Consider the following 18,672-nt stretch of genomic DNA (forward strand, 5'->3'; position numbering starts at 1 on the left):
GCTTGCTAACTGTAAAAGTTTGTTTGCTCTAGGACGCAGCATTGACCGAATAGAAGACTTCGTTTTGCCCCAATGATCCCAGCCCGCATGACCGAACCCCCTAGCGATACGTTCTCGGTAAGAATACACCGCCGTTTTTTATTATGTCTTGCATATACCCAGCGCCCGCTTTCCTCCATGAGTGTTACTCCATGTTGAGCAAGCCTAACCAATTTCACATAAGGCGTTTCCTTCAAAGCTTCAAACAAAGCTACTTTCAAAACCTCCCTGTCGCTGGGGACTGCGAGATCTTCGTGCTGGAGCAGGCCTATCTCACCACTTCTATTAATTGCTTCAGTTAGCATCAGTCGCTCTTCTAAAAGGCGCCTTTTTCTAACTATCACAGCTTTTTCGACCTTTATCTTTATAGAGGCTTTATCCTCATTAGATACATCCAAAGAATCCACATTGTTTATCAAATGCTCATTCATTTCCTCAGCGGCATCTATAGCTTTATCTAATTCCTCATAATAGTCAGCCTTAAAACCGCTGCCATTTTTTAGGTACCGCACAAACCACTGCAAGCCCCCATCTCTTTTCATTTTATAATCGTACATTATATAGCCAGCACCCCTTTCAAAAAAAGGCTGAGGAAAAGCAGCAAGCACATATAAATTATAACCAGGCAATTGTGACTCTTTAATCATTTTTATAGCAACCAAACAAGTACGAACTAAAACAGAAGAAAGTTTAATAGCCTTAAACGTCAGCGTCCAGGCTGAGGCATTAGTGGCAGTATTTTCTGACGATAGATATATAGACCGCGCCGACCGAATACCAAGGCAAGCAAATAAAGCCAACCGGCTTTTTATTGACAGCGCCTACCCACTTTGCGAAGAATGTTGCCGACATGACTTATCCACCAAAGCGAGGAACAGTAGATCCCAACCGACAGCTTGTTAAGCATCATCCTCTCTATCATCCGAGTTCGCCTTCATTAGAAACTCGGCAGTATGGTCCGCTGGGTTTAGGCCTCCATCATGAATCGTCCCGAGCTCACTAGGCGTTACGCTTTGCGTCGGCCAGACCTGATGTGTAACTAAATTGGCTAAATCCAGCTTACTTAATTCAAGAAATAAATAATCTTCCTTCTCATCCCTCGCGACACCATGCGCCCAGTACGCGACAGCGCTTGCTATAATATCAGCAACTTGTAATTGAGCATGCTTATCAGAACTTGCAAACTTCAAACTCTTACCTTTTAGCGGCAAGCTGAACCTTCTTCGGTCGTAACCCAGTTCTACAGAACTTTGAGACCAATCCATAAATTGGGCAAAGAGCAACTTTTGGCTCTCGATACTGTGAGAATCATCATGAACTACATGGAACCCTTTCGAGTGGGTTTTGCCCCATGCTACACATTGCGAAAAAAGAGCTGGGATTGATGGATCGAGTGACGATTTTTCTATCCCCTCGAGCGCATCACGGATATATTTTTTGGTAGATATGAGCACATCGAGATGGTCTCTAAATTCATCACTAGCCGAATTGTTTTTTAACTCTTCTACGTTATTATAAAAATTTTCAATCAAGTCCGGTGATTGCACTTTGATCATTTTGACGAATGACTCATACGTTCTTCGTACTGGTTCAGCTCCGCAAAACACCGGCATGCAAAAGAACCACATATTAGAGAGTGCGATGTTCTCACCGTTTTTATATAGGTCGTGACCGACTCGATGCATCATAGGCTCTATGAGTAAATCTACAATTTTTGTAGTAACCATGAAATCTTTATGGAACAAAGTGACCTTTACATAATCAGGCTTTATCAGGTGATGCCGCATAAAACGAACAATACCATCTTGACCTGATTTCCTCCGTTTTAGATTTTTGAAATGAGCCTCTTTCGGTGCTTTCGACCCTGTAAGGGCGAGTAACTTTTTTGCTTCACCGTTTGAATATTTACATCCAGAAAGCGTAAATATAGGCTGATCTTTATCTATTATATTACTGCCGGTATTGCCAGACTCATCCATAAATATAGTGGCTATTTTGTTCTTCTGCGCTTTAACCTTCGCTCTTGCAGCTCGCAGCTTTTTTCTTTCTTTAACCAGCTTTTTTTCTCTATTAGCTTTGCTATTTTGGCTCATTCAGGCCCCCTAATGCGACATTCGACTTCGCAATTGTCAACACTCACAACAACCGCCGGCTTCGTGGAGCTATAGCTCATAAAATTGAAGGACTAACTTTTTAGTTTTTATAGTACAATCTCATTCTTCACCGTTCTGAAAATCCCTAAACGGCTGTGGAATTGACTTTTCTGGCTCTATTTTCGCATTTTTTAGGTATTCGGTTACTTCGTTGCTGAGCTTCTCTGCCCAATTCGGCTCGCGAATATCGTAAACAATAACTCTGAGATGCCGAAGGTCAAAAGGTACATCTTCAATGTTCGAAGCCGTAAATACGACTGGCTTCCGCGCTGCATGAGCAAGACCAAGCTCGTAAAAAACGTTTGCATTTTTACCAGTAAGATCTGCGAGCAACACGGGTGATTTTGCTACCTGTTCCCAGATCTGTTCGACCACGCTTCCCGTGGTGAATAACTCATCACCACGAACAGGTTCGAAGCCGGCTTCACGGATAGCCGGAACATAGATCTCCTGGTAATATCGATTAAACCATTCCCCAAATGGCATCATTACAAAACATGTATCAAGAAACTGCCTAATCCTTTCGTTTTCCTTCGCTTTTGGCGCTATTGTTTTTCCACTGTTATTGTCAGCGCCATCTATGCTTTCAGGAACACTTGATTCGCTTTCTGAAGACAGACCTGCAAACGGCTTTATGTATTTAAGGTTACTCGTAAAGACGTCAATAAATGTCCTTACTCTATCTCTAGGTATGCTGAAGTCTCGAACCAAAGTATTCTCAAAAAACTCATCTTCAGGCAGCCTCTTCCCTCCATAGAAATCTTCCACTTTTCGAAATTCTTCTACGTTTCTAAACGCATTTACTAATGCTTGCTGCCTCTGGCCAGACGAACTAGGTGCAACAATATCTTCCCCTATACTGTCTAGCTCGACAGTAGCATTCGCTCCAGATCCAGAAGTTAAGCCGTATTGATTGGAAGATTTTAATAGATCTTGAAACCGCCAATCAGCCGGCCTATTGAAACCTAATGCCCTACCAAGATCAGCAGCCCTCATGGGATTTCCTGCGTTCTTGTCCTCGATTGCTCTAGCAACCCTCAGCGACTCTTCAAGGGAGTTTTTAGGGAATGTCCATGCTTTTCCTTTGCCACTCGACTTCGCCTTAGCCTTGGAAGCAACCTTCTTAGCAGCAATTTTATTTTTTTGTGGCACCTTCTTTTTCGCCGCCATAATTATATCTCCTTAAATTGTTTCAATTCGCGAATTACTCTAGTGGGTATTAAGAAGCGTATGCGCTTGTTGAATAACGAAGCGCAGCGACTTCGCGCGACTTGTGCATTTCGCTTAGGCAATTTCCCTGCCACCTGAGAAAGTAAAGACGTGATCGGCATCACAAGTCAACGCCCGCACTCACATGTCGCGAATACACAAAAGCGGCCAAACACAGCGCATTGGAATGGTAATAACTCACTAACCCTCAAAACCGCACCATCATTCATCTTTCACCAAACCAACTTCTAGGCTGCTTTCACGGCGCTCCGGCTGCGTGAACGTTGCCGTAGTGACGGCTCCCGGGCTAGGACTCAATTCTTTCAGGATCACGGGATTGAAGAAGTCGTCCGTTGCCGCTTTGGTTTCGGTGAGCTCGGTAAGGAAGTGCTCGGGACTAAGAACGAGAAGTCGACCGTATGGCCGTTCTGAAACGTACTATCTTGGTCGCAAAGAAAGAGCAAATGGCTTACACAAACTGACTGAGAACGCTTACCGCTCCGCCGAGCGTCATCTTTTACGCTAATGATCGGTGCTTGAACACACCTACTGTCAGCAGTCGCCGTGCCCATTGGATTTGCGGTACTGTAACGCCCGTGACCAATCAATGGTCGGGTAGCGCGTAGCTATACAATACCTCCGGGGAAGGCGCGCGGCCGTCTGATAGAGCGGTGTTCAACTGCCCGACCGCCCTTATAGGGCAAATTTGGACGTTCATCTATCGGAGCAACACCATGAAATATCGCACTCTCAAAGTCCGCAAAGGCCACCGGGACTACACCCTGAAAAGCAAACCTTGCAGCGGCAACCCGATCACTCCTTTCCTTCTCCTGAAAGGCACTTGGCTGGAACAGGCCGGGTTCACCATCGATACCCCGGTGTCCGTCACCGTGGAGGAAGGGCGGCTCTCGATCATTCGTCGGTAAAAATATGGGCCCCCGGCCAAAGGCCGGGGGCCCGTTCACGGCAATGTCCCGATAGGCGGCGGTAGCCAAGGCATCCGGATGATTAGCAAACTGCCGCAAACTTGGAATTGTCAGCTTCGAGCTTGTTGCGCTAAATCCACGCAATGTCGCAAGGACATTGGCCTGGGCATAACGGCGCGCCATAAGGCATCATAGCCCTATAGAACCACATATGGAGCAAGACATGGGTACAGACCCCGAAGCCCTGAGAGACGCCGCCCTGGCGCTTTCCGAAGCGGAGCGGGCGAAGCTGGCCAGAGACCTGATAGCCAGCCTGGACGGCCCTGCCGATAACGATGTTGCGGAAGCCTGGGACATTGAGCTTTGCCGCCGCATCAATGAAGTAGAGACTGGAAAAGCCGAACTGCTGGACGTCGAAGACGTTCTCGCGCGCATACGGGCCCGGATCGGATAGAGAGTTAGTTTTGATCATTGAAGTCAGCAAGGAAGCTGCCCAAGAGCTGGAAGAATCCGCAGCCTGGTACGAAAAGGAAGACGCGGGGCTGGGAGCTCGTCTGGTTGACGCTTTTGCCCACGCCGTGCGCCTTCTTGAAGAACCCAATCCGCCGCTAACTCCCGTGGGTGGCAAAGCCGGCAGCCGCGGGGCCAAACGATTGCTCTTGCATCGCTTTCCCTTTTCCCTCGTTACCCTGAGCCGTGGGCCGACCATCGTTGTCATTGCATTCGACCACCATTCCCGCAAGCCGGGATACTGGATAGATCGCGTCTAGCATTCCAGCAATGCCGGTCATCAAGCGCTCCGTAGTGCAGGGAAATGCTCTCAAAAAGAAGCGCCGATGGCTTACAACAGCTTCGCCCTCAGCCTACTGTGCTCCAACGACGTGACGACTAGCCTGTTGTCCAAGGCGACTCGGGAAACGGACACGCCCGGCTCCTGACAGGCGGCGACGGTCCGGGCCTTGAACTCACGGGAGAAGTGGCGGCGACGCCGGGCTGGAGCTGGGGCTGGGCGTCAAACTTTCCAAAGCCGTCGATGGCGCAAGTTTCTGGCATAGAAAGTCAACGCATCACGCGCCTATGCCACTCGTTATAGTAGTACGAATAGTCCTCATCTCGGCCACCAGATTCAATCCATTTCTCCCACTCGGGACTACCTTTAAATCCGTCAGACATATCAATCTCCTAAAATCTTCCTATGAATGAATCAGTATGAACGTTTTTTGTGTTCTTCGATAATACGAGGCGCTTCTTTCAGGCATTTGGCTCCAAGCTTTGCAGCCAAAACAGCTGTATTCCAGACAGTCTTTCCGGCGAGCGTGGTTGTTTTGGCCGCGGTTTCTCCGGCCCCGCGTGCGCCTTTAACATCCTTCCATGCCTCTTCGAGGTCGGCATAAAGTTTACTTTCAAACAAGTTGTCTTCTTCTTTCATATGTCTCTCGGCTTTTCTTATTGCGCAACGAACTAGATTGTTGGGCGTTCAGGCAAAGCAAGCAGATTCTTAGACTCCGCGTCGCCTATATTACGAATCCTTCCTGCTCACCATTTCATTAATTCCACATACGCTCTTATTTTTATTCGCTCACGCCATCCTATCACCCTATTAATTTTATTTTTAACCGAGAGGAGGCGCACACTCTTTAACCAAAGGCAAGAGCCAACGATCACGGGGCTCACGTTTCGCCAACATCCACCCTAGCTTTCCACGAATAAAAACGTGACCAACATCACAAGTCAACACCTGTATCCGCATGTCGCGCAGGCACAAAAAAGGGGTCCGAAAAGGCCCCTTCAAATAGTAACGACTAACTAACGCTTAAAGCACCGTCAGTCCTCACTCCAAACCAAATCCAACTCCTTCGCCGCCTTCACATCGTCCAGCCGGCGCACGGGCTGGGTAAACGGCGCCTGGGTGACGGTGTCCGGGTTGGTGTTGGCTTCTTCCAGGATCTTGGCCATGGCGTCGATGAAGTCGTCCATGGCTTCCTTGGTTTCGGTTTCGGTGGGCTCGATGAGGAAGCATTCGGGCACCAGCAGCGGGAAGTAGATGGTGGGGGCGTGCTGGTTGTAGTCGAGCAGGCGTTTGGCGATGTCGAGGGCGGTGACGTGTTGGTCCTTGGCCAGTTTGGCGAAGGTGAGGATGAATTCGTGGCTGGCGCGGCGGTCCGGGTAGGCGGCCTGGCAGCCGATGGCTTCGAGGCGTTTGAGCAGGTAGTTGGCGGCGAGGGTGGAGTATTCGCCGACGCGGATCATGCCTTCGCGGCCGAGCACCATGGCGTAGAAGTAGGCGCGCAGGAGGACGCCGGCGTTGCCCATGAAGGCGCTGAGGTGGCCGATGCTGGTGGGCAGGGTGTCGGTGTCGATCCAGTGGTAGTCGCCGGATTCGCTGTCTTGCCCGGCCATGGGGGTGGGCAGGTAATCCAGCAGGCGCTGGGAGACGCCCACCGGGCCGGCGCCGGGGCCGCCGCCGCCGTGGGGGGTGGCGAAGGTTTTGTGCAGGTTCATGTGGATGACGTCGAAGCCCATGTCGCCGGGGCGGACCTTGCCGAGGATGGCGTTGAGGTTGGCGCCGTCGTAGTAGAGCAGGCCGCCGGCGTCGTGGACGGCTTTGCTGATGGCTTCGATTTGCCGTTCAAAGACGCCGCAGGTGGAGGGGTTGGTCATCATCAGGCCGGCGGTTTGCGGGCCGCAGGCTTCCTTGAGGGCTTCCAGGTCCACGTCGCCGTTTTTGCCGACGGGGACTTCGCGGACTTTGTAGCCGCACATGACGGCGGTGGCCGGGTTGGTGCCGTGGGCGGCTTCGGGGATCAGGATTTCGGTGCGGGCGTCGTCGCCGCGGGCTTCGTGGTAGGCGCGGATCATGGCGACGCCGGCGAATTCACCCTGGGCGCCGGCCATGGGGGCGAGCGAGACGCCTTTCATGCCGGTGACTTCCTTGAGGAAGTTCTGCAGTTCGTACATACAGGCCAGGTAGCCCTGGCTGTGGCTGGCCGGGGCGAGCGGGTGCCGGTTGAGGAAGCCGGGCAGCATGGCCGCGCGGTTGGCGCCGCGCGGGTTGTATTTCATGGTGCAGGAGCCGAGCGGGTAGAACTGCTTGTCGATGGCGAAGTTCTTGGTGGAGAGGTTGGTGTAGTGGCGCACCACTTCCAGCTCGCCCACTTCCGGCAGGCCGGGTTTGTTTTTGCGGCGCAGGCTGGCGGGGATCGCGGACAGTTGGTCCTCACTCACGGGCTTGGGCGCTTGGGCGGTGGCGCTGCGGCCGGGACGGGAGTGTTGGAAGATCAGCGTGGTTTCGTTGCTCATGCCAGAACCTCCTTCATTGCGGCCACAAACAGATCAAGGTCGCCTTCGGTGTGGACTTCCGTCGCGTTCACCAGGATCGCATTCTTCATCGAATAATCCTTGGCGAGGCTGAGGCCGCCGAGGATGTCTTTTTCCGCCAGGCGGGCGAGCACGGTGTCGGCGTCCTGGGGCAGCGTGAGGGCCACTTCGTGGAACACCGGGGCGCTGAAGGCGCGTTCGACGCCGTCGAGGGCGCAGAGTTTGTCCGCCAGTTTCTGGGTGTTGGCGTGGCAGTGGCCGGCGACGCTGGCGAGGCCGTCGGGGCCGAGCAGCGAGGTGTAGATGGTGGCGGCGGTCATGGCCAGGCCCTGGTTGGTGCAGATGTTACTGGTGGCCTTGGAGCGGCGGATGTGCTGCTCGCGGGCTTGCAGGGTGAGGGTGAAGCCCTGCTTGCCTTCCATGTCGATGGTGCGGCCGATGATGCGGCCGGGCATCTGGCGCACGTGTTTCTGGGTGCAGGCCATGAAACCGAAGTAGGGGCCGCCGGAGCTGAGCGGGATGCCCAGGGGCTGGCCTTCGCCGACCACGATGTCGGCGCCCTGCTCGCCCCACTCGCCCGGGGGCGTGAGCAGCGCCAGGGAGGTGGGGTTGACCACAGCGATCACCAGCAGGCCGTTGGCGTGGGCCCAGTCGGCGAGGGCGTCCACGTCTTCCAGGCTGCCAAAGTAGTTGGGCTGGCTGATCACCAGGGCGGCAAAGTCCTGGCCTTCGTGTTCCTTGAGGCCGTCCACCAGGGTCTGGCCGGCGTCGCCGCAGAACGGCACGGACACCAGTTCCACGTCCTGGTTGCGGACGATGGCGTCGCAGGCGCTGCGGTAGCGCGGGTTAAGCGCCTCCGGCACCAGCACTTTGCGGCTCTTGGATTTGCGGTTGGCGCGCAGGCTCATGAGTACCGCTTCGGCCAGGCCGGAGGCGCCGTCGTAGACCGAGGCGTTGGAGACGTCCATGCCGGTGAGGCGGGCGATCAGGGTCTGGTATTCGTAGATCACCTGCAGGGTGCCCTGGCTGGCTTCCGCCTGGTACGGGGTGTAGGCGGTGTAGTACTCGCCCCGCGTCGCGATTTCCCATACCGCCGCCGGGATGTGGTGCGCGTAGGCGCCGCCGCCGATAAAGCTGAGCGCGAAGCGGTCCTGCTCGGCGCGCTCGGCCATCAGGCGGGTCACTTCCATTTCGCCGCGCCCTTCGGGCAGGGCGTCCAGGGCCTGGCCGGCTTTCAGGTGGGCGGGGATTTCATCGAAGAGCTGTTCGATGCTGTCGGCGCCGATCGCCGCCAGCATGGCGTGGACGTCGTCTTCGGTATGGGGGATGTAGGGCATGGGGGTTCCGGACTGTGGCGCTGCGGTGTGGGATTGATCCGCTTCGCCCAACCCCTCCACCACTGTAGGAGCGGCTTCAGCCGCGATGTGCCGGCGTCTTGGTGCCGGATCGCGGCTGAAGCCGCTCCTACGGGGCTTCGGGGCGGGCGTTGGGCGGCGAACTTATTCGCTGTCGATCTGTTCCTGGTACTGGTCGGCGGTGAGCATTTCTTTCAGCTCGCCGTCGTCGGCCATTTTGATCTTGAACAGCCAGCCGCCGGCGTAGGGGTCGTTGTTGACCAGCTCGGGTTCGTCGTCCAGGGCTTCATTGATTTCAGTGATTTCACCAGAGACCGGGGCGTAGATGTCGGAGGCGGCTTTCACGGATTCGACCACGCCGGCTTCGTCGCCGGCGGCGAACACCTGGCCCACGTCGGGCAGTTCCACGTAGACAAGGTCGCCCATGGCGTCCTGGGCGTGGTCGGTGATGCCCACCACGGCCACGTCGCCGTCGACGCGGACCCATTCATGGCTTTGGCGGTAACGCAGTTCGGCAGGAATCTCGCTCATTGTTTTCTCCCTCGGGGCGGACTCAGATCGTTTTATAGGCTGCTTTGCCGTTCTTGACGAACGGGGGTTTCACCACGTGCGCCTTGAGGCGCTTGTTGCGGATTTCCACTTCCACGGTGCCGGTGGTGCCGGCGGGCAGGCGCGCGAAGGCGATGGCCTGGCCCAGGGTCGGCGAGAAGGTGCCGCTGGTGGTCTCGCCTTCGCCGCCGGCCGTGTGCACGGTCTGGTGGGGGCGCAGCACGCCCTTCCCTTCCAGCACCAGGCCGCGCAGCACCGGGTGGTCTTTCTGTTTTTGCGCTTCCAGGGCGGCGCGGCCGACGAAGTCCCGGTCCGGATCGTCCAGGGCCACGGTCCAGCCCAGGTTGGCTTCCCAGGGGGTAACACCGTCGTCCATGTCGTTGCCGTACAGGTTGAGGCCGGCTTCCAGGCGCAGGGTGTCGCGGGCGCCCAGGCCCGCCGGGCGGGCGCCGGCGTCGGTGAGCCGCTGCCACAGTTCCGGGGCTTTGTCGCCGGGCAGGATGATCTCGGCGCCGTCCTCGCCGGTGTAGCCGGTGCGGGCGATCAACCAGCTGCCCACCTGGGCGAAGCCGAAGAACGGCAGCTCGCCCAGGGCGGCGCGGGCGTCGTCACACACCAGGTCCTGGAGAAAGGCACGGGCCTTGGGGCCCTGCACCGCGAGCATGGCCAGGTCCGGGCGTTCCTGGATGTCCACGGCGAAGCCGCCGGCCTGCTTTTCCATCCAGTCCAGGTCCTTGTCGCGGGTGGCGCAGTTGACCACCAGGCGCGCCTGGTCGGCGGCGATCTTGTAGACGATCAGGTCGTCCACCACGCCACCGCGTTCGTTGAGCATACAGGTGTAGAGGGCGCGGCCCTCGCCCACCTTGTCCAGGTCGTTGGCGAGCAGGCGGCGCAAGTAGGCGCGGGTGTCCTTACCGGCCACGTCCACCACGGTCATGTGCGAGACGTCGAACAGGCCCACGCCCTGACGCACGGCGTGGTGCTCTTCCAGCTGGGAGCCGTAGTGGATGGGCATGTCCCAGCCACCGAAGTCCACCATCTTGGCACCGGCGGCGAGATGGGCGTCGTATAAAGGTGTGCGCTGACCCATGGGAAGGCGGGCTCCAGGTCCGTGGGCCGGGGGCGGCGAGTGGGTCGCCCGGTCAGGCCCGTTGGTTGTCAGGGGTGAAGGATAACGGACCCGGCGCACGGCGCCTAGGCGGTGGCTGACCGGACGGTCCTGTATACAAAACTGGCATAAAAAAGCCGGCCCATAAGGGCCGGCAAGTGGACGCTGATTCGGTCAGTTTTTGATCGGGGCGGAGACGTAGTTGAGGAACACGCCGCCGGCGGGGATGCCGAGGGTCATGTCCGCCGCTTTGATGACGTTGTCGATCAGGTCGATGTTCACCACCACGTCCTGCTCGGCCTGGTTGCGTTGCTCGATCTGCAAACGGCCGTCTTCCAGGAAGGTGACGTCGCCCACCAGGTTCAGGCTCAGCGGGTAGCTGTACAGGTCGTGGCTAAGCTCGAGACCGGCGGCGCTGGGCCGCAGGTACGGGGCGGACAGGTAGATGTCCAGGTTGGTCTCGAACACCGGCCCGTCCGGGGTCTCGCGGATCCAGCCGGTGACCGGCTCGGTGCGGCCGTTGCCCCGGTCCTCGTAGCGAATGCGCATGATCTGCGGGCCGGTGGCGATGATCTGGTCGATGGGGAACAGCACCAGCAGCAGTTGGGCGTAAACGTCCACGGAGGAGGTCTTGAGCAGGGTCGGGTAGATGTTCACCCGCACCGCGTCTTCCTGCGGGTCGTAGCCCACCAGTTCCACGTCCAGGTCGGCGGTCACGTAGATGAACTTCTCGCTGGGGCAGGCCGGGCCGTCGTAGTCGCAGCCTACCCGGGCTTCCAGCAACAGGCCGCCGGTGTCCTTGACGAACAACTCGGTGCTGTTGGGCGGCGACGGGAATTCACCGGAGCCCGCCGGCTGTTCCTGGGGCTGCGGTTCCTGGTCCTGGTGCACGAAGTCGGCGTTGGTGTCGTAGGCCGGCAGGTTGCGCAGTTCCTGGAACACATTGTCGTTGGCGGCGGCGCCGGTGAAGTAGAGCTCCAGGTTGGGGCCGCCCATGTCATCGGTGGGCGCTTCCAGCACCGCGGTTTGCAGGGGGCCGTTGTCCACCGTGCAGATGGCTTCGCCGCTGGTGCAGTCGTCCACGGTGAAGTCCTGGTTTTCGGACATCAGCACGTAGCGGTAGGTGGCGCCTTCCTGCCAGGGTTGCTCGGGCACGAAGGTGACCTTGCGGCCGCCGTATTGCAGCTGGCCGGGCACCACGCTCTGGCAGGCGTACTGGGTGCGGCCTTCGCCGTCCACGCTGCCCGCCGGGGCCTGGCCGGCGTCGGCGATTTTTTCCACGCGGAAGCTGCCGGTGTCACAGGTCTGGCCGACCTGCAGGCTGTCCTCGGCGATCACCTGGGAGAACTGCACCACGATGGGCCGGCGGCCGGGCATCGGCATCACCGGCAGGTGGTCGTCGTCGCTTTCGCCGCCCCGGCAAATGCCATGGTCGCCGGCGGCGATGTCCCAGGTGGTTTTGTCCGCCGCGCAGGGGAAGCCCGGGTAGGTGGTGGTGGCGATGGCCGGATGGCCGGCGCCCAGGTATTCCGGCAGGGCGAAGCTGACGCTGTCCGGCTGGGCCGGGTTGCCGGCCACATCGGTGATGCCGCTGGTGAAGCTGGCCACGTATTCGGTGCCGTAACGCAGCGGTTGTTCCGGCTGGATCACGATATTGACGCCGTCGAGATAGTAGTCGAACGGTTCGGCGGCGCCGCCGGCGGTGAGCGTCAGGCTGGTGCCCGGTTCGATGGAGTTGGGGTCCAGCGGCTCATCGAAGGTGAGGATGATGGGGTCGCCGGGACGCTGTTTGTCCACGTTGTCGCCGGGCATGGAGGCCACCAGGGAGGGGTTGGTCATGTCCTCCGGGCGCTGCGGCGCGTTCTGCTGGTCCTTGTAGGATTCCATGTGGAAGCTGAGCACCCCGTAGGCGTTTTCCACGCCCAGCACTTCCGGCTCCACCACGCCCACGGCGTCGGCCACCAGGCGACCGGTTTCCACATTGGTGATGGCGTAGCCCACCAGCTCCACCTGCAGCAGGTTCTGGTTGAAGGCGCCGTTGGCCTTCTGGGTTTTGGTGTCGAAGGCCACATCCATGGTCACGCGCAGTTGCTTGGGCGCACCCGGGTCGTCGGAGTAGGGATTGGGCAGCAGATAGCCGTTGGCGTCGGACAGGAAGGTCACGGTGACCTCGCCGGAGTCGAAGCCCGCCGGCACCGCGCCGCCGATGTTCACTTCCAACGGGTCGCCCTTGAGCAGCGAGCCTCGCGGAATGCGCAGCGGCGTTTTGTCCGGGAAGTTGGGCGCGAAGGCCAGTTCGGCGAACACATTGCCCTGCTGTTTGGAGGCGGTGTTGTCGCCCAGCAGTCTGGCGATCAGCGGCACGCAGTTGATGCCGTCGCCGGTGATCGGCGAGGTCTGGATGCCCTGGTCCAGGCAGCCCAGCTGGGTGTCCGCCGGGGCGGCTTCCTGCACCAGCACCGAACGGGGCGTGGTGTCGCGGGGCATGAACTCCCGGGTGTAGGCCGGCAGGGTGTCGCCGCGCAGATTGCGCACCGTGTTATTGAGGGTCAGCGTCAGGGTGGCGCCGGCTTCCACGGCGTCCACCGGCTCGCCCTGGCCGTCCACGCCGTCGCGGGGGTCCAGGGTGATGTGGCGGCCGTCCACCAGCAGGGTGGCGGGCACCAGTTCGCCGTTCTGGGTCAGCGAGATGGACTGGCCGTAGACCAGGCTGTCCGCGTCCACCGGCTGGGACATCAGCAGGTTCACCGAGGAGAAGTCCAGGAACGGCACGTCGTCGCCGGGGGTGACGCGCAGCACCTGGAAGTCCTCGGTGCTTTCGCGCAGCTCGAACGGGCCTTTCAGGGCCGGACGGGTGGTGAAGTGCAGCGCGTCGCCGGGCAGGGAAGGCTCGCCGTTGTCGGTGCGGATATCGTTGAGGGTCAGGGTGTAATCGCTTTTCACCGCCAGGGCGTCGTCCGGGGTCAGCACCGCGCTGAGGCCACCGTCCACCTGCTCGACGGTGAACGTTACCGGGCCGTCCGGGCCTTCCAGGGTGAAGTTGCCGGCGTCCACGTCCACCGGCTCGGAGAAGCGCACGATCACCGGCGCCCGGGGCGCCACGTCCTGCTGCCCTTCATAGGGGTAGGTATAGAACACCTCGGCTTCCACCCAGGTGCTGAAGTCCACGGTCTGTTCGCTGCCGCCACCGCCGCCACAGGCGGCCAGGGCCAGGGCGGCGCCGGCCAGCAATAAAGTACGCAGTTTCATGGTCCGCCTCCTCAGAACTTGAGCGTCACGGCGCCGGTGATGACGTTCACGTCACCGTCCGCTTCCACGGTTTCGTAGGGCTGGGGATAGCTGGGCGAGCGGGTGTCATAGAGGTCGAAGGTGCGCGGGTCCAGCTTCTGGTACTGGTAGGCGATGTCGAAGCGTACCGGGAACGAGAAGAAGCGGGTGCGTTCGTACTTGGCGGTCAGGCCCAGGCCGAAGATCCACTTGTCGGTGTCCAGGTAGTTCACGTTCAGGGAGGCGTTGGATTTCAGCGGGCTCTCGCTGTAGGCCACGCCGCCGGTGACCGCGAAATTCTGGTTGAGCTGGTACTCGGCGCCGATGCGCGGGATCACCACGTCCTGGAATTCCAGGATGCCGACGCCGTCCTCGTTGGATACCGCCTGGTCCTTGATGGTGTCGCCGTCGAATTCGTCTTCCAGGTCGGACCACTGCTGCAGTTCCAGGCTGGCGCCCACGCGCAGGCGGTCGGTGCGGTAGAGCAGGCCGGCGGAGTAGATGTTGGGCTGGTAGGAATCCAGGGTGGTCACCGCCAGGGACAGGCCCGGCTCGTCGATCACGCCGGGGATCACGGTGTTGGCGTCCACGGTGGTGTTGGTGTTGGAGTAGCCGCGGAAGGCGAAGGCGGTTTCGAAGCCGTTCAGCCAGCAGTCGCCGTCCGGGCAGAAGGTCTCGCCCAGGTCCATGGTGACACTGAGGGTGGGCCGGATTTCCGGTTTGGCGGACACATCCAGCTTCTCGTATTCGGTTTCGCCGGCCAGGTTGGTGTAGGCGCGCAGTTCCGCCTCGGACTGCAGGGTGATGCGCGCGGAGGCGCCCACGTCGATGCCACGCCACAGCTGGGTGGCGCCGCCCAGGCTCAGGAACAGGGGCTGGCGGCCGTATTCGAAATACTGGCCGGTGCGCGAGGTTTCCGATTCAAAGGCGAGCATTTCCTCGCCGTATTTCTCGATGCCGATCATCACGCCCAGGTAGAGCGGATGGTTGAAGCGGGTCAGGTTGGAGAGGTTCGATTTGAGGCCGATCAGGGTGTGCTGGGAGGGCGAGTCCTGCAGCACGTCGCCGCGCCGGATCGGCGCCGCCGGGCCACCGAGGCTGTTCACGCGCAGTTCGTGCTCCGCGTGCAGCAGCCCCACGGTGAGTTCGCCGCGCGGGTCCTTGGCCAGGTAGGCCGGGTTGTAATAGACCGAGGAAACCTTGCTGTTGAACATGGACAGGGCTTGTGCGGAGGCCACATCGGTGGGCAATACCCCATAGGTGGTGCCGATGTTCCCCATGCTGGCGAAAGCGGTGCTGCCGGTTCCCATGACAAGCGCCAGGGCCAGGCCCCGGGCGATCTTGTTGTTTTTCATGTTCGACTTCTCCGAGTGGGCCGCTCAAAAGCAACGGCACTTTATTATCGAATCCGCCCGGTACAGGCGTTCACATTCAGGCGGCGCAGTATGCGCTACCGAAATTGCACGAAACACTGTGTTACGCCACATTTCGTGCACTTTTGTTAACCAATTCCGGTAGACAAACCTTTTTACTGATTCTGCTTTTATAGGTTAATAATTAAGTATCGTTTTTGGCACGCCAGTCAGTCGTATACCGGCGCGAAGCCCGGCGGACGCGGCTTTCAAGGGCTTTGCCCCGGCTTCCCTGCGTGCGCCCACCTGAGTTCGATTGTGAAAAACCGTCACCCGTCGTGAAACACAAACATTGTAAAAATGCAGTGAAGACGGGAACCCGCCCGCCGTTGTCAAGCGCTTCGGCGAGGACAAGCGTTAACCCACGAAGCCTGCGGCGCGGTGTCGGCGCCGGCCCAAGCTATGAACCCGGCGTCATAAGACTTTTGGATAATTTCCCCACACAACGCTTTTCTCCGTAAGAGGCGGTTCGGTATAACGCTTGGGTAAAGACACTTCCCGCAATAGGATCCGCACTTCATATACGCGGCCGATAAGACCAAGAAGCACGAATAAAGAGAGGAAGGTTTATGGACGGCATTACTGACGGCGCCCGCTCCTCGGGCGGTTCCAATCCGGGCATCCTGTCCCGCGAACGCACCATCGCGGGCCCCAATTTCAACCGCTGGCTGGTGCCCACCGCGGCGCTGGCCATCCATCTGTGTATCGGCATGGCCTACGGGTTCTCCGTGTTCTGGCTGCCGATGAGCAACGAGATCGCCAATCCGCCGGCCAGCTGCGGCGACATCGGCCTGATGCAGGCGCTGTTCACCACCACCTGCAACTGGTCGGTGTCCCACGTGACCTATGTGTTCGGCATCTTTATCGCCATGCTGGGCGTGTCGGCGGCCATCTGGGGCGCCTGGCTGGAGCACGCCGGGCCTCGCAAGGCCGGCTTTATCGCCGCCCTGTGCTGGGGCGGCGGCATGATCGTCGGCGGCATCGGCGTGATGATGCACCAGCTGTGGCTGGTGTATCTGGGCGCCGGGGTGCTGGGCGGCGTGGGCCAGGGCCTGGGCTACATCACCCCGGTATCGACGCTGATCAAGTGGTTCCCGGACCGGCGCGGCATGGCCACCGGCTTCGCGATCATGGGCTACGGCGGCGGCGCCATGATCGGCGCGCCGCTGGCGGTGGCGCTGATGAGCCATTTCTCCGCCGACGGCGGCACCGGCGTGGCGCGCACCCTGATCACCATGGGCGTGATCTACGCCATCGTGATGAGCTGCGGCGCCTTCGGGTTCCGGGTGCCGCCCAACGGCTGGAAGCCGCGTGGCTGGCAGCCCAAGGAAGACAACGGCAGCGCCATGATCACCACCGGCCACGTGCACCTGAACCGGGCCTGGAAGACCAAACAGTTCTGGCTGATCTGGGCGGTGCTGTTCCTCAACGTGACCGCCGGTATCGCGGTGATCTCCATGGCCAGCCCCATGCTGCAGGAAGTGTTCGGCGGCATCCTGGTGGGCGTGGACGACCCCGGCGCCACCCTCACCGAGGCGCAACTGGCGGCGGTGGCCGCGGCGGCGGCGGGCCTGGTCGGCCTGATCAGTCTGTTCAACAGCCTGGGCCGGCTGTTCTGGGCGTCGCTGTCGGACAAGATCGGCCGCAAGAACACCTACTTCTGCTTCTTCGTGATCGGCATCGTCGTCTACAGCCTGCTGCCCACCTGGGGCCACCTGGGCATGGCCGGGCTGTTCGTGATCTCCATCTGCGTGATTCTGAGCATGTACGGCGGCGGCTTCGCCACCGTGCCGGCCTACCTGGCGGACATCTTCGGCACCCAGATGGTGGGCGCCATCCACGGCCGCCTGCTCACCGCCTGGAGCGCCGCCGGCCTGGTCGGGCCGCTGATCATCGGCGCCCTGCGTGACGCCCAGCTGGCCTCGGGCGTGGACCAGGCGCTGGTCTACGACCGCACCCTCTACATCATGGCCGGGCTGCTGTTCGTGGGGCTGATCTGTAACGCCCTGGTGCGGCCGGTGAAGGCGTCCGACCAGATGAGCGAAGAGGAAGTGGCCCGCGAGCGCGCCCTGCAGCACGACAGCGGCGTGGCCGCCAACGCCGATACCGCCGCGCGCGGCCGCTTCGGCCTGGGTGGCGTGCTGTGCTGGCTGGGCGTGGGCGTGCCCTTCCTGATCGGCCTGTACATCGCCATCGCCAAGGCGGCGGCGCTGTTCTGATCCAGGCCCGGGCCGGGCGGCCGCTCAGGTCGCCCGGTCGCTGGCCAGCAACTGGGCGAAGGTGCACACCTCGCCGCAGCGGTCCGGGGCATAGCCGGGCAACCGCTCGATCTCGGCGAGGAACTCCGGCGCCCGCATCAGAGCCAGCAACTGCTTCATGTTGCCCTGGCCGAGGGAGTCCTTATGGCAAACCAGCAGATAGTGCTCGGTGGCCAGGTCGATGAAGTCGAGGCCGAACTGGCGCGCCGCCGCTTCCACGCCGAAGCCGGCGTCGGCCATGCCGGCGGCCACGTAGGCGGCCACCGCGGTGTGGGTGAACTCCTCCTGGTCGGCGCCCTGAATGCGCCCGGCGTCGACGCCTTCCTCGTCGAGCAGCAGATTGAACAGGATGCGCGTGCCGGCGTGCCGGTCGCGGTTGATAAAGCGCACGTCCGGGCGGGTCAGGTCCGCCAGCCCGCGCACCCGGGCGCGGGTTTCCGCGCGCAGGATCAGGCCCTGCTCGCGGGTGACGAAGCGGATTACCCGCAGGTCGTTCAGGTTCATCCGCTCCCGGTACAGCGCCATCACCTGGTCCGCCAGGCGCGGGCTGGCGGGAAAGTGGAAGCTGGCCAGGTCGGACTCGCCCCGGGCCAGGATGCTCAGGGCGTTGGCTGGATTGGTGTACTGCAGATCCAGCTCCACCCAATCGGAAAACTCCGGCAGCAGCGCCACCGCGTAGCCGTGGCTGGCGTGCAGACGCAGCACCGGGTGCTCGCCGGCCAGCAACTGCTGGAGCTGGGTGTTCAGCTCCGAGGCCATGCTGTCGATCTGCGGCCCGAGCCGCGCCTTGAGCCGCTGCTCGGACCACAGCAGCGCCTCGCCCAGGGGCGACAGGACGGTGCCGTGGCCCTTGCGCATGTCCACCAAGGGCGCGCCGAAGAAGTCACCGCTGCGGTTCAGCAGGTTCCAGGCGTGCCGGTAGGAGATGCCGGCCTCCGCCGAGGCGGCGGTGAGCTTGCCGGCGTCGCGGATGCCCTTGAGCAGCCGGAAGATCACCGGGTCGAACAGTTCGCCCTCTTCGCTGCGGAACACCCAGGCCGGGGCGATGTGGAGTTTCTTCTTCACTATCATTTTTGCG

General features: G+C 60.1%; 15 protein-coding genes and 1 pseudogene. 4 read left to right on the top strand and 12 right to left on the bottom strand.

From position 1 onward, the window contains the following. Positions 1–5 precede the first annotated feature (5 nt). The 3 genes from ACLD0W_RS03675 to ACLD0W_RS03685 form a co-directional block, all read right to left on the bottom strand. Positions 6–668 carry a hypothetical protein gene (locus tag ACLD0W_RS03675; protein ID WP_410306150.1) on the bottom strand — a complete coding sequence of 221 codons (663 nt, stop codon included), beginning with the start codon at positions 666–668 and terminating at the stop codon, positions 6–8. A 270-nt stretch (positions 669–938) separates the two neighbouring features. Continuing rightward, positions 939–2,132, bottom strand: a complete 1,194-nt coding sequence (locus tag ACLD0W_RS03680) for a DUF3800 domain-containing protein (protein WP_410306151.1) — start codon at positions 2,130–2,132, stop codon at positions 939–941. A gap of 120 nt (positions 2,133–2,252) precedes the next feature. After that, positions 2,253–3,362: a hypothetical protein gene (locus tag ACLD0W_RS03685; RefSeq protein WP_410306152.1), complete on the bottom strand. Its 1,110-nt coding sequence runs from the start codon at positions 3,360–3,362 to the stop codon at positions 2,253–2,255. A gap of 773 nt (positions 3,363–4,135) precedes the next feature. On the opposite strand from ACLD0W_RS03685, the gene ACLD0W_RS03690 reads away from it, so the two are divergent. From ACLD0W_RS03690 to ACLD0W_RS03700, 3 genes are all read left to right on the top strand, one after another. Further along, positions 4,136–4,327 (top strand): SymE family type I addiction module toxin, encoded by a 192-nt coding sequence (locus tag ACLD0W_RS03690; RefSeq protein WP_101675524.1) that lies wholly within the window; start codon positions 4,136–4,138, stop codon positions 4,325–4,327. A gap of 223 nt (positions 4,328–4,550) precedes the next feature. Then, positions 4,551–4,781, top strand: a complete 231-nt coding sequence (locus tag ACLD0W_RS03695; RefSeq protein WP_410306153.1) for an addiction module protein — start codon at positions 4,551–4,553, stop codon at positions 4,779–4,781. Positions 4,782–4,791: 10 nt separating this feature from the next. Beyond that, positions 4,792–5,097: a type II toxin-antitoxin system RelE/ParE family toxin gene (locus tag ACLD0W_RS03700; protein WP_410306154.1), complete on the top strand. Its 306-nt coding sequence runs from the start codon at positions 4,792–4,794 to the stop codon at positions 5,095–5,097. 71 nt (positions 5,098–5,168) lie between these two features. On the opposite strand, the pseudogene ACLD0W_RS03705 reads toward ACLD0W_RS03700, so the two are convergent. The 8 genes and pseudogenes from ACLD0W_RS03705 to ACLD0W_RS03740 form a co-directional block, all read right to left on the bottom strand. After that, a pseudogene (locus tag ACLD0W_RS03705) lies at positions 5,169–5,306 on the bottom strand (hypothetical protein); the annotation flags it as partial. Between the two features lie 225 nt (positions 5,307–5,531). After that, the gene (locus ACLD0W_RS03710; RefSeq protein WP_410306155.1) at positions 5,532–5,756 is read right to left on the bottom strand and encodes a hypothetical protein; all 225 of its coding nucleotides are present in this window, start codon (positions 5,754–5,756) and stop codon (positions 5,532–5,534) included. Positions 5,757–6,151: 395 nt separating this feature from the next. Beyond that, positions 6,152–7,627: an aminomethyl-transferring glycine dehydrogenase subunit GcvPB gene (gcvPB, locus tag ACLD0W_RS03715; protein ID WP_410306156.1), complete on the bottom strand. Its 1,476-nt coding sequence runs from the start codon at positions 7,625–7,627 to the stop codon at positions 6,152–6,154. Continuing rightward, positions 7,624–8,982: an aminomethyl-transferring glycine dehydrogenase subunit GcvPA gene (gene gcvPA / locus ACLD0W_RS03720; RefSeq protein WP_410306157.1), complete on the bottom strand. Its 1,359-nt coding sequence runs from the start codon at positions 8,980–8,982 to the stop codon at positions 7,624–7,626. The genes gcvPB and gcvPA overlap by 4 nt, the downstream gene beginning before the upstream one ends. A gap of 162 nt (positions 8,983–9,144) precedes the next feature. Then, positions 9,145–9,531 carry a glycine cleavage system protein GcvH gene (gene gcvH, locus ACLD0W_RS03725; RefSeq protein ID WP_204431370.1) on the bottom strand — a complete coding sequence of 129 codons (387 nt, stop codon included), beginning with the start codon at positions 9,529–9,531 and terminating at the stop codon, positions 9,145–9,147. Positions 9,532–9,553: 22 nt separating this feature from the next. Further along, complete coding sequence (gene gcvT / locus ACLD0W_RS03730) at positions 9,554–10,639, bottom strand: glycine cleavage system aminomethyltransferase GcvT (RefSeq protein ID WP_410306158.1); 1,086 nt, start codon at positions 10,637–10,639, stop codon at positions 9,554–9,556. 192 nt (positions 10,640–10,831) lie between these two features. Next, positions 10,832–13,906 carry an Ig-like domain-containing protein gene (locus ACLD0W_RS03735; RefSeq protein ID WP_410306159.1) on the bottom strand — a complete coding sequence of 1,025 codons (3,075 nt, stop codon included), beginning with the start codon at positions 13,904–13,906 and terminating at the stop codon, positions 10,832–10,834. An 11-nt stretch (positions 13,907–13,917) separates the two neighbouring features. Beyond that, entirely contained in the window at positions 13,918–15,279 is a 1,362-nt protein-coding gene (locus ACLD0W_RS03740) for an outer membrane protein transport protein (RefSeq protein ID WP_410306160.1), read from the bottom strand. Between the two features lie 626 nt (positions 15,280–15,905). Here ACLD0W_RS03740 and ACLD0W_RS03745 point away from each other — a divergent pair. Continuing rightward, entirely contained in the window at positions 15,906–17,555 is a 1,650-nt protein-coding gene (locus ACLD0W_RS03745; protein WP_410306161.1) for an OFA family MFS transporter, read from the top strand. Between the two features lie 24 nt (positions 17,556–17,579). Here ACLD0W_RS03745 and ACLD0W_RS03750 read toward each other — a convergent pair whose 3' ends face one another. Then, positions 17,580–18,665, bottom strand: a complete 1,086-nt coding sequence (locus ACLD0W_RS03750; RefSeq protein WP_410306162.1) for a substrate-binding domain-containing protein — start codon at positions 18,663–18,665, stop codon at positions 17,580–17,582. Between the last annotated feature and the right edge of the window lie 7 nt (positions 18,666–18,672).

The sequence above is a fragment of the Alloalcanivorax sp. C16-1 genome, from assembly GCF_046507805.1.
Lineage (GTDB): Bacteria > Pseudomonadota > Gammaproteobacteria > Pseudomonadales > Alcanivoracaceae > Alloalcanivorax.

Excerpts from the sequence above, each read along its gene's own strand:
- ACLD0W_RS03690 (WP_101675524.1), top strand. The coding sequence starts at position 4,136 with ATGAAATATCGCACTCTCAAAGTCCGCAAAGGCCACCGGGACTACACC.
- ACLD0W_RS03680 (WP_410306151.1), bottom strand. The coding sequence starts at position 2,132 with ATGAGCCAAAATAGCAAAGCTAATAGAGAAAAAAAGCTGGTTAAAGAA.
- ACLD0W_RS03685 (WP_410306152.1), bottom strand. The coding sequence starts at position 3,362 with ATGGCGGCGAAAAAGAAGGTGCCACAAAAAAATAAAATTGCTGCTAAG.
- gcvPB (WP_410306156.1), bottom strand. The coding sequence starts at position 7,627 with ATGAGCAACGAAACCACGCTGATCTTCCAACACTCCCGTCCCGGCCGC.
- ACLD0W_RS03745 (WP_410306161.1), top strand. The coding sequence starts at position 15,906 with ATGGACGGCATTACTGACGGCGCCCGCTCCTCGGGCGGTTCCAATCCG.
- gcvPA (WP_410306157.1), bottom strand. The coding sequence starts at position 8,982 with ATGCCCTACATCCCCCATACCGAAGACGACGTCCACGCCATGCTGGCG.
- ACLD0W_RS03735 (WP_410306159.1), bottom strand. The coding sequence starts at position 13,906 with ATGAAACTGCGTACTTTATTGCTGGCCGGCGCCGCCCTGGCCCTGGCC.
- gcvT (WP_410306158.1), bottom strand. The coding sequence starts at position 10,639 with ATGGGTCAGCGCACACCTTTATACGACGCCCATCTCGCCGCCGGTGCC.
- ACLD0W_RS03710 (WP_410306155.1), bottom strand. The coding sequence starts at position 5,756 with ATGAAAGAAGAAGACAACTTGTTTGAAAGTAAACTTTATGCCGACCTC.
- ACLD0W_RS03750 (WP_410306162.1), bottom strand. The coding sequence starts at position 18,665 with ATGATAGTGAAGAAGAAACTCCACATCGCCCCGGCCTGGGTGTTCCGC.
- ACLD0W_RS03695 (WP_410306153.1), top strand. The coding sequence starts at position 4,551 with ATGGGTACAGACCCCGAAGCCCTGAGAGACGCCGCCCTGGCGCTTTCC.
- ACLD0W_RS03740 (WP_410306160.1), bottom strand. The coding sequence starts at position 15,279 with ATGAAAAACAACAAGATCGCCCGGGGCCTGGCCCTGGCGCTTGTCATG.
- gcvH (WP_204431370.1), bottom strand. The coding sequence starts at position 9,531 with ATGAGCGAGATTCCTGCCGAACTGCGTTACCGCCAAAGCCATGAATGG.